Source organism: Patescibacteria group bacterium (assembly GCA_041651355.1).
Classification (GTDB): Bacteria; Patescibacteriota; Patescibacteriia; order Patescibacteriales; family UBA12465; genus JAPLVX01.
Window position 1 is genome coordinate 37,573 of sequence record JBAZJK010000003.1, and the last position, 8,737, is coordinate 46,309.

General features: G+C 41.5%; 12 protein-coding genes. 7 read left to right on the forward strand and 5 right to left on the reverse strand.

Annotated elements, in window-relative coordinates; translation table 11 throughout:
- Window positions 1–131: 131 nt before the first annotated feature.
- Complete coding sequence (locus WC441_04930) at window positions 132–665, reverse strand: terminase small subunit (GenBank protein ID MFA5163829.1); 534 nt, start codon at window positions 663–665, stop codon at window positions 132–134.
- 401 nt (window positions 666–1,066) lie between these two features.
- Between WC441_04930 and WC441_04935 the strand changes: the two genes are divergently transcribed.
- From WC441_04935 to WC441_04960, 6 genes are all read left to right on the forward strand, one after another.
- A complete protein-coding gene (locus WC441_04935) occupies window positions 1,067–1,297 on the forward strand; it encodes a hypothetical protein (protein ID MFA5163830.1) in 231 nt (76 codons plus the stop codon).
- Window positions 1,298–1,383: 86 nt separating this feature from the next.
- On the forward strand, window positions 1,384–1,662 hold the full coding sequence (locus WC441_04940) for a hypothetical protein (protein ID MFA5163831.1): 279 nt from the start codon (window positions 1,384–1,386) through the stop codon (window positions 1,660–1,662).
- Between the two features lie 135 nt (window positions 1,663–1,797).
- A complete protein-coding gene (locus tag WC441_04945) occupies window positions 1,798–1,983 on the forward strand; it encodes a hypothetical protein (protein MFA5163832.1) in 186 nt (61 codons plus the stop codon).
- 478 nt (window positions 1,984–2,461) lie between these two features.
- Window positions 2,462–3,346, forward strand: a complete 885-nt coding sequence (locus WC441_04950) for an IS1595 family transposase (GenBank protein MFA5163833.1) — start codon at window positions 2,462–2,464, stop codon at window positions 3,344–3,346.
- 2 nt (window positions 3,347–3,348) lie between these two features.
- Window positions 3,349–4,278: a P63C domain-containing protein gene (locus tag WC441_04955; protein MFA5163834.1), complete on the forward strand. Its 930-nt coding sequence runs from the start codon at window positions 3,349–3,351 to the stop codon at window positions 4,276–4,278.
- Between the two features lie 845 nt (window positions 4,279–5,123).
- On the forward strand, window positions 5,124–5,285 hold the full coding sequence (locus WC441_04960; GenBank protein ID MFA5163835.1) for a hypothetical protein: 162 nt from the start codon (window positions 5,124–5,126) through the stop codon (window positions 5,283–5,285).
- A 178-nt stretch (window positions 5,286–5,463) separates the two neighbouring features.
- On the opposite strand, the gene WC441_04965 is transcribed toward WC441_04960, so the two are convergent.
- From WC441_04965 to WC441_04980, 4 genes are all read right to left on the reverse strand, one after another.
- Window positions 5,464–5,640 (reverse strand): hypothetical protein, encoded by a 177-nt coding sequence (locus tag WC441_04965; GenBank protein ID MFA5163836.1) that lies wholly within the window; start codon window positions 5,638–5,640, stop codon window positions 5,464–5,466.
- Between the two features lie 129 nt (window positions 5,641–5,769).
- Complete coding sequence (locus WC441_04970) at window positions 5,770–5,904, reverse strand: hypothetical protein (GenBank protein MFA5163837.1); 135 nt, start codon at window positions 5,902–5,904, stop codon at window positions 5,770–5,772.
- 310 nt (window positions 5,905–6,214) lie between these two features.
- Complete coding sequence (locus tag WC441_04975) at window positions 6,215–6,517, reverse strand: hypothetical protein (GenBank protein MFA5163838.1); 303 nt, start codon at window positions 6,515–6,517, stop codon at window positions 6,215–6,217.
- Between the two features lie 602 nt (window positions 6,518–7,119).
- Window positions 7,120–7,803: a site-specific DNA-methyltransferase gene (locus WC441_04980; GenBank protein MFA5163839.1), complete on the reverse strand. Its 684-nt coding sequence runs from the start codon at window positions 7,801–7,803 to the stop codon at window positions 7,120–7,122.
- Between the two features lie 529 nt (window positions 7,804–8,332).
- Here WC441_04980 and WC441_04985 point away from each other — a divergent pair.
- The coding region (locus tag WC441_04985; GenBank protein ID MFA5163840.1) for a hypothetical protein at window positions 8,333–8,737 on the forward strand (405 nt) is incomplete at its 3' end.

The following is an 8,737-nucleotide window of genomic DNA, read 5'->3' on the forward strand; positions in this document are numbered from 1 at the left end:
GTCCTTGTCCTGTATATAGTTATGACAGAATGAGCTAATTTGCCAAAAAGTTAAAGTTGAGGGTATAGAATTACAACATACCTTACCCGTCAAGGCCCTCCCCCAGCCTGTCTGATTCGGTTGGTTCGTACTCATCCGTCTCCTTCTCGCACCCCGCTCTGAATAGCCCTAATTCGTGCCTTAGATGCCTCTACAGCCTCTTTACGCACCTCTTCGGGCCGTCTACCAACATATACATCCGTCTCGCTGTGGTCGAGGTCTAATCCGTATAAACGGGCCTTACCCTTAACCGTCGTGGCAGCTACCGATAAATGGCCTGCGGATTGTGGCTTTTTAAGACCCAAGAGGCGTATTTCATCGTATTCTGCAAGGGCTTTTTCACGGGTATAGCCGATGTTTTCCACCCTTTGTGCCTTTATTGCGTCAATTTTGGCCTTAACTGTACTATTATGTAGAGTGCTTCGAGCTATTTGGTTTAGGTAGTTTTCTGAGGGTTTTTTCCCCTTTTTTTGTCCATAACCTGCGGCTCTTGCAGCCCTAACGCCATTAAAGCCATTAGTTACATACTCAGCTACAAATAACTCTTGTTTCCCGGTTAGTTTGTGCTCTTCGGTGATTTTTTCGCTCCAGAATCGCTCAGGTTGGTTTTGGAGTGTGCTTGGCACCCCTTTGATATGTTGTTTTTAGGCTGATTTTGCGGTTTTGTCATTTTGCAATACCTGCAAACAGTTTTCTTCGAATAGTTCCAGTTTGCTTGAGTTTTTCAAAGTACTCAACAGAATAATCCCACATTTTAGTACCTTTTCAAAAAATCTATTTGACGTAACTACCTAACATATATACAATTATACCATATATTTCTGCCAAGTCAAATTATTTTCACAAAATCAAAAGATTTTTCTTGTATTTTCACCAAAAACAGCCGATACTATATATAGTCAAGAATTGAAAAGTTAAAAACTGCTAACAAATTCACAAAACTTTAATCCCGCTGGTGCTGCCGGTTTACTTAGCAGTTCCGGCACGCCGGCGGGGATATTTAACAAGGTACTGAAAGGATTAAAAAATGGAAACTACACTAAACAAGGTCGATACCATGTTGCTGCGGATAAACACCTTGCGCAAAGATTTGCACAAAAAGGTAATGACTCTCGATTATAAATCACCGACTCGAAATCGCTGGCGGAATCTAACGGCATACTTAGCCAACATCAATACGGACTGCCACGATTATGGCTCAAGCGACGTCAATCTGTCGCGACTCGCTGAAGAATTAGAGTGGCTAAAATCATTATAAATACCGGCCCTGAACGGTTCGCCGGTTCGACTCCGGCACAGGGCTTTGTTTGAAACATTATTAAAACTTTTTAGAAAGGATAAAAGATGAGATACAAGCACAAACACAGTGGAAAAAGCGGCACAGGACTTTACGGCTATGATACTCCCAAAGATGGACTTATGGAGTTTCACACCAAAAAGGCAGCGATTAAAAATGCTGCGAGGGCAGCCCGCCGAGAACACCGAAGCGTTGATGTCCTCAGCCCTACGGGTTTTGTCGTGGCGACGCTCGGCACTTCTGTAGAGGGTCTTATTGACTCTTTCTGTGCGCAGGATTATACCCCTTTCGAAGCCGCGGATATACTCAACGTCGCCGAGGAATAAGTTCGCAAAGGTAAAAAATGAAACAGAAGCAAGGCGGCTTATCGAGGAAAAAAGAGGTTGCAGGGTTTGCGATTGGGGCGACTTGACCGGTTATAAGCAGGAAAAAGAGTAGTTGTAAGTAAAGCAGGGAAAGTTATGGTTAACAATAACTGGGTTCCGTTCCTGATGCAATACAACCTGAAAGAATTGAGACGGCGGCAGGAGATTAACAATCAGGACATCGCAAGGGCAACTAAAATGAACACAAGTGACGAAGTGATGCGGCGGATACAAGATATGCAGGACAGTATCGCCGAAGCCATATTGATTAAATATACTTAAAGGATAAAGCCTATGAACAACAACCTTATATGCGAATCGCACGTTAAGAAATTCATTTTGGCCAAGTGCCTATCATTGCGTCCAGGGCTGAAATTCAATCGAGTAAGTCAAGATGCACTGGATAAAATCGAGGCAAAACTACACAATATGATTATCAATGCTATTAAGGCCCACCCATCTGTTGGCAAAACTTTTAACGATATAATATAAACCCTTTAACTTGTCAAAGAACAGAGACACTGACCCAGCCTGAATAGCTTTATAGTTCAATCTGTTGAGTAAAATTTGCTCTATTTCTCACTGGGCCGTGCCCATCCTGTCGCGAAATTAACCTTTATTTAGTTCGCTCATATCGTTTTTTGGGGAATGTCCCATTTTAAGGTAGTAAATTTTTTCATTTTCTTCTTGACTTTATTTCCTTTTGACTTATATTATACATAGTTACATAATTACTGGTAGAGATTAAAAGGGTATAAAAATGGACATTATCGAGATATTTGAACGTTTTCCGACCCAAAAAAGCTGTTTTGAGTATTTAGAAAAGCTACGCTGGCAAGATAAGCCGCGCTGTCCATACTGCAAGTCCATTAACCAAACTCCACTAAAAAAAGAACATCGCTATCATTGCAACCAGTGCAACACCAGCTTTAGTGTTACTGTTGGCACGATATTTCACAAAACCCATTTATCCCTTCAAAAATGGCTGTTGGCCGTTTCGCTTATCCTTAACGCCAAAAAAGGCGTTTCCGCTCGCCAATTAGCCCGACACCTTAAAGTCAATCGCAACACCGCTTGGCGTATCGCTATGAAAATCAGAGAAGCTATGTTTGAGCCGGAACAAAGAGGTATGTTGCAAGGAATCGTAGAAATGGACGAAACCTATATCGGTCCTCGGCGGCCTCGAAAAACCCAAAAAGAGAAAATGGCCGGAAAAGACTTTAGACGCGGTGGCACAAACAAAATACCAGTTGTCGGAATGATAGAACGGCACGGCAAGGTTAAGGTTAAAAGAGTACGAAAAGGCCAAGTTAAATATAAGAGGCTGTCCAGTTTGGTTCGGGACGCAGTAGATTTAGAAAAGTCTGTTTTAGTAACCGACCAAGCGGCATATTACAAAAGAATGCGTAATTTGCTGCCGCACAAATCCGTTAACCACGATATTATGTATTGCGACGGCTGGATTCACACAAACACAATCGAATCGTTTTGGGCTTTGCTCAAACGTGGCATTGTCGGTCAATTCCACAAGGTTAGTGCTAAACATTTGCCAGCATATCTAAACGAATTTTCATACCGCTTTAATAACAGAGACAACGGAAATGTCTTTGGTTTAACAATTCGTAAAGCATTAGGAGTAATGTAAAAATGTCTAACAAGGAAGAAAAAATAACCGAAGCTCCTTACAGTGGAGAAATCAAAATTGGCGGCATTACTATTGCTTGTGCTGTTTTAGAGGACGGCACTCGAATAATCACCCAGTATGATTTTTATAAAGCAATTGGACGTTCCGGCAAGCCTGCCAAGGGACGAGGTTCAGCAATCGAAAAAGTAGCCCCTTTCTTGGCCCTCAACAACCTTAAACCCTATGTAGATAAGGATTTAGAGGATTCGACAAAGCCCGTTAAGTTCAAAATGCCCAAAGGTGGTATTGCGTGGGGCTATAAAGCTGAAATACTACCCAAAGTTTGCGAGGTGTATTTGAAAGCAAGAGACGACGACGCATTATTAGCCTCTCAAGAAAAGTTTGCAGTTGCTTGTGATATAATTATGAGAGGGCTTGCTCACGTTGGTATTATAGCTCTTGTCGATGAAGCCACTGGCTATCAATATGCACGAGCAAGAGAAGCTCTTGAGCAAATTCTTGAACAATTTATAGCCAAAGAATTATTCAAATGGGTAAAAACGTTTCCTGATGAGTTTTACCAACAACTATTCCGGTTACGGGGCTGGCAGTATTCACAAGGTTCGGTTAAGAGACCTTCTGTGATAGGTAAACTGACCAACAATTTGATTTACGAGCGTCTTGCGCCAGGAGTTCTTGACGAGCTTAAACAGCTTAACCCCAAAACACCCAAAGGCACTCGCCGACACCATCACCATCGTTGGCTTACCCGCGATTTTGGCCACCCACGATTGTTAGAACATTTATGGGCAGTTGTTAACTTAATGAGGGCTTCAGCAAATTGGAGTGAATTTCAGCGATTGATAAATCGAGCATTGCCCAAATATGGCGATTTGCCTTTGATAGAAGACGCCGAAAGACGAGCTAAGGAACGAGATAAAGCCGCTTTGTAATCTCTACCAGTATTAACTTGTCAAAGAACAAAAAATCTCTACAATAATTCTTAAATATTAACTTTTTTAAGGAAGCCAATTATGGCTAAAGTAAAACCATTTCACACAAAAGAAAGAACGGACGTATACCACGATGACTCAAAATGCACCGAAGGCAATAATATCGAAAAAGGCAATAAACGGTCGGGAACTGGTGGAAAGCGTAAATGTAAAGGCTGTAAGTAATTCATTGGTCTGCTTTCCTTGAAAATGTCATTGCCCAATCAGGGCCAACGGGCTGTTTGTCCTCAATAGACCAAAACTGCCTTATTTCATTCACGGGTAAGTCATTGTCTAAAGCTATAGCCAAGGCCCGAAAGCCCTCTTGTATCTGACCGTAAAAACAAATTGTCGGCTCAGGATAGGCGTGGTCTGCACCGCCTTCGCAGGATTCGTACGTTTCGATTCCCTCGGAGGCCAAAACCTCAACAAATCGCCTTATTCCCTTATCAAGGGGAGGACAATACTTTCTTTTTTTGCCCATTTACTCTCTACCTCTAACTAAGACATTCCGGTTTTTTGTGTTTCCTTAACCATTTACTAACAAAAGTATAATTCTTTTCGCCGAGCTAATTACTCATCTTGACTTCTTTCAAATGAGTCTGCATACTTATTGGATAAAATTTGATATGGCGGTCCCAAGGGAGTAGTTTTTCATCTGCTAAATGGGCAAAGCACGAAATACATACAACTTTTGACTGATACTCTGGTGGAATAGCATCACACCAAAGCTCGTTTGGTACAGTAAACCCAACGGGATTGACCCTAAAGCACATTTTACAAATTTCTCTTGAAAGGGGCATATTATGGCCTACCGTAAAAGAAAAGGACATGATGCTTGGCATTGGTGTCGGAACTGTTCCAATTGGCCGACAAGCGACTATGTGGAGCAACAGACAAAGCCGACGTCCGGTGAACTTTGCAACGAATGCAAATCCAAACAGGCTGCTGGGACTTGTCGTAACTAATCTGTTGCATTCTTTGCCACACCTTTATTATTAATTAAATAGACGGGGTGTTTGAGATGTACAAGCCGTCTGTGGTTGTTTTTTGCGCATACCTTCTCCCTTAAAAGTCGGCGAAAACAAAATTTGCCTATTCTTGTAATTTACCAAAAATCACCTTGTGCGTTAAGTATATACTTCGCTAAGTTGTTCGTAAGTGTCCAATCTTGCCAGTGTTATCATCGTCAGTATTTTTTTGGGATTGTATTTGCTCACGAATTTTTCTTATTGTATAAACACTTTTGGTACGTATCTTATTCAAGTCGGAATTAGAAAAACTGCTCTCTTTGTCTTTTAATTTTTTATCTTTTGCTTCCATTTGCAAGCCCCTTTCAATATTCAAAAATCCCGTGCTTTTGTAGGGGGGTATTATTTACAATCCTGTCGTACAAGGGGCTTTCCCTTCCTTTTTTTATGCGCATAATTCTCCTTTTTCCAAACTGACCCACTACCGATTTATGCCGTATTTTCGCATCAATTTCTCATCACCGGCCACTCTTTGACAGTGATATTCCACCCTTGCCTCGTGCAAGGCGGCGTAATGCCCCTTAAATCGTCTTTCGGCTGATTCAAGGCGAAACATCCGTCTGATAACCATCAATGGCCTTGTCGCCCATCCTGACGCGAAATTAACCTTTGTTTAGTTCGCTCATATATCTTAACTATAACACATTTTTTCGGGGATGCAAATCCCTAAATTTGTCTGCGATATGCAAAACCTGCGTATTTGTGGGCCAGTGACCTCGATTCTCTTGTGTACGCCAGTTATCGAGAAATTTCAACCACTCGACATCGTCGTCGGTGTATCTGTTCAGGTAGCTCAAAGCGTTAGCTTTGTTACTACTCCTGTCATTTGTGTTGTCGATTCCATTCGACATTATTAAAAACTACTTTCAGGTTCGGTGCAATCGCGGGTTTAATTCCAACAAACCTTTTTTACCATTATCCGCATTGTAATAATACTCGCAACCATTTTTCAGTTTATCTGTGCAGGATTTTGTCTTGCCGTGTATGCAATCTTTACAGTCATATTCCCCCTCGTGGTTTTTCATCAAAGCAATCGACCTGTTACGCCGCCTGTCAGCCTTAGCCTGCATCGTTTTTTTAATAAAAGCGGATTTCTGTTCAGGGGATTGGTTATGATACCACTTCCGGCGTTCAGTCACAGTCATTGATTTTGACCGTTTTTTTGCCACGATAATCTCCTTTTTATAAATATCACTTTCAAGAGATATTAAATCAAAGCCTTACTCTTAATTCTCTATCTCTTCGACAACCCACATCTTTGTATATAGATGGTTATATGGCTTTTTGGGGAAAAGAACACTGGAAGTGATTTTACCAAGAATGAAAAATCTGTAAAGCTATTTTTTTTATTAGCATATACCATCTTGTGTGTATGGTGTGGTTATATGAACAAAAACATACCACATATAGTAGGTTGGCCCCATTAAAAAAATTATTACATATCTTCAATTTTCTTGTAAATGCAACTAAGTTGCAAAAGCGGTTCTGATTAACAACGCCCATATACTATATATTGTGGTTTTATATAAAAAATAAGACAGAATATACTATATGTTGTGGTTGTGTGTGTTATTGTTTTTTAAGAAACCGGGTAGAGATAGGCTCGAAACGCCAACTCACTGGGGCAAATTTCCGCAGATAACCTTTGGGCCGCCGAGAATCTATTGCCGAGACATAACCAGCACTGGTAGTTAGGCAAGTCTGTGGATTGTCCGCCGCCGGTATCTCGTAGTTAATTTTGGGCGTTGGCAGCCGGTAGGCGTTAAACTTGTCATTGGCTTTTGGTAGCCACTTGTTGTTCGGTGTCCCTGGTGGCATTTTCATTCCCTTCTAATTCTTTTGTAATCTGTTCACAATAAAACGGGCTTATTTCGATGCCGATACAATCTCGGTTAAGCCGCTTACAAACTCTATTGACGGTTCCGGTTCCGGCAAACATATCAATCACCAAATCACCCTCGACCGTGGAGAATTTTATCATCCGTTCAATCAGGGCTTCGGGATGTTGGTTTATATGCCATTTTCGTTTTTCTTTGAACGTGCCACAAACGCGGGGGAAATCCCAAACATCGTCTGGTACGCGGCCTGCGGGATTAGCTCGTTTGTCGTGGTAGAGCGTTTGTCGTTTAGATGGCTCTCGAATAGCATCGGGGTACAATTTTGCCCCCTGATTCATTATGCGCAAAATTGGACGGTATCCATTGCCACAATCATTGTTATTATGCTGTCCAAATGTAAAACGCCAGATAAACAAACGTGTATCGCCGCAGCCTTTGGCGTGAAACAAAGTCTCAATGAGATATTTGTGATATATACTAAACCATACCATCTCCGACAAACTGGTAGCTAATTCTAACCAACGGAATAACTTTTCGCAGTATTCAGAATATGGTATCTTGTCAACAAACCCGTTATATTTCAGCCCCAAATTGTCAGGCGGGTCTGCAAATATCATTTTCGCTTTCGGTAATGTTGGTAGAATTTTAAGGCAGTCGCCCTGTATGATTTTGTTCATAGCCCGTTCCCTTCTATTAGAAACCTAATGTAACATGCTCATATTTTCGGCATTGCAGTTTGGTTTGTAAAACAAAATCCGGCAAGATTTTGAAAATATATGAGATTTATTTTAAGTAGCGACTTCGCCCTGCCGATCAAGGAGGCCGCGTCATTATTGCGATTTTAGAAGTTACTACTACTCGGTTTTTTGAAGATATTTTGGGCTATTTTGCAAAAACTACCACAAGTCTTTATGTAGCAAGGAATAAAAATCTTTTGGGTACATAGGGTTTTTCTAAAGATTTTCCTTGCGTTGTCCGATGTATAGTATATACTTTAAGAAAAGTAAATAAATAGGATTCAATTATGAGCCGTCACAGAATAGTAACCGAATTAGCAACGCACACAGGGCCACTGGTGGCACGCATATCAAGCTTGACGGCTCGAATCCTCACTGGTGGCCCATATTTTTTTAAGGCAGGATAAAAATGATTGTAATAAAATCACAAAAAGATTTTGAAAAGTTTTGGGACAAAAAACGGAATGTTTACTATATTGGTTCAAATGTTGAGTTTGAAGTTTCTATTGATACGCCTAAATCAATAATATGTGAAAAATCTTTATCTATCGAGGCCGGAGAGTATATCGAGGCCGGAGGGTATATCAAGGCCGGAGAGTATATCGAGGCCGGATGGCATATCAAGGCCGGATGGTATATCGAGGCCGGAGGGTATATCAAGGCCGGAGGGTATATCGAGGCCGGAGAGTATATCAAGGCCGGAGGGTATATCGAGGCCGGAGAGTATATCGAGGCCGGAGGGTATATCAAGGCCGGAGGGTATATCGAGGCCGGAGAGTATATCAAGGCCGGATGGTATATCGAGGCCGGAGGG

Coding starts and splice junctions, on each gene's coding strand:
- WC441_04935 (MFA5163830.1), top strand. CDS start 1,067: ATGGAAACTACACTAAACAAGGTCGATACCATGTTGCTGCGGATAAAC.
- WC441_04970 (MFA5163837.1), bottom strand. CDS start 5,904: ATGTTTCGCCTTGAATCAGCCGAAAGACGATTTAAGGGGCATTACGCC.
- WC441_04950 (MFA5163833.1), top strand. CDS start 2,462: ATGGACATTATCGAGATATTTGAACGTTTTCCGACCCAAAAAAGCTGT.
- WC441_04955 (MFA5163834.1), top strand. CDS start 3,349: ATGTCTAACAAGGAAGAAAAAATAACCGAAGCTCCTTACAGTGGAGAA.
- WC441_04980 (MFA5163839.1), bottom strand. CDS start 7,803: ATGATATTTGCAGACCCGCCTGACAATTTGGGGCTGAAATATAACGGG.
- WC441_04940 (MFA5163831.1), top strand. CDS start 1,384: ATGAGATACAAGCACAAACACAGTGGAAAAAGCGGCACAGGACTTTAC.
- WC441_04945 (MFA5163832.1), top strand. CDS start 1,798: ATGGTTAACAATAACTGGGTTCCGTTCCTGATGCAATACAACCTGAAA.
- WC441_04965 (MFA5163836.1), bottom strand. CDS start 5,640: ATGGAAGCAAAAGATAAAAAATTAAAAGACAAAGAGAGCAGTTTTTCT.
- WC441_04960 (MFA5163835.1), top strand. CDS start 5,124: ATGGCCTACCGTAAAAGAAAAGGACATGATGCTTGGCATTGGTGTCGG.